1 protein-coding gene and 1 pseudogene are annotated in these 985 nt (G+C 45.2%); both read right to left on the minus strand.

Annotated elements, in window-relative coordinates:
• Positions 1–194, minus strand: a pseudogene (locus M9196_RS23235) (hypothetical protein); the annotation flags it as partial.
• Between the two features lie 2 nt (positions 195–196).
• On the minus strand, positions 197–985 hold a 789-nt coding region (locus tag M9196_RS23240), incomplete at its 5' end, for an integrase domain-containing protein (protein ID WP_250619877.1).

Genomic DNA, 985 nt, shown 5'->3' on the forward strand with positions numbered 1-985 from the left:
TCGTGACGTCGCCAGTAGCCAATGATTTGTCGCCTGCCTATTGCTTGAATCCGGCCAATTGATTCATGGAGGAAAATATTATCTAAAACCTGAATTAGTCGACGCATTTGCTTGCGTTTATAAGCCGACTTTTTACCTTTAGTTACGTAGCCTGACATAACAGCGTAAATGTGTCTTACCTGTCGGTAATGCATAACTAACCTAGATACGCACTAGTGATTGATACTCGGCTGTGGCCAAGTTCTTCTGCGATGATTGTGCGAACATTTAAATCGAGAGCTTTAACGACGCTGTGAGGCTGTTCTAATTGCTTGGCTGAGTAGGTTAAGTGTTCAGATTTAGTCATACCAAGTTTTACAGGACAAGGTATCCCCATCAATGTTAAGTACCTTTCTTGAGCGTAGTGGTGTCTCTCCGAATGAAAGTTGTAGTGTTGTTCCAGTCGTGAAACTTCGCGATAGCACTGGTCTTGATATTGAGCCCAAGTAAGGGATGTAGGGACTAGCGAGAAATCTTTATCCTGGTGTCTCGTGGCATCTTTGAGCGCAAAAATCTGAGCTTCACCGGTGATAGGGATGGTACGGGGTCGTCCACCTTTAGTCCCGAACTCTAAGCAAATTCGCCCTTGTTGAAGCGCTTGCTCTAGAGCAGTGTGACTATTTATTAGACAGGATTCTTTAAAGCGGAGGCCAAATAGGCGCAGGAGTTCCAGTTGCGTGCTAAGGCGAGGGGAAACAGATGTTTTTATTTGCAAGTGACTATGTAGCGTTACGGATCGGTCGACTTTTGTGACTCCAGATGATGTAGGAAATCCGCCGTGTTCAACAGGGAGTACTACCAATTGGTTGTCCATGCGCGCATTAGATAATGCGGTGTTTACAGCAGACAGATATCCTTTCGCGCTTCGCATTGAAAGTTTGTCGTTTTCATATTCATCGAGTAAAGCAGCAGCAAACCCAAGGACGTGTATTCGTTCCACTTGGCG

This window comes from Vibrio methylphosphonaticus (genome assembly GCF_023634655.1).
Lineage (GTDB): Bacteria > Pseudomonadota > Gammaproteobacteria > Enterobacterales > Vibrionaceae > Vibrio > Vibrio methylphosphonaticus.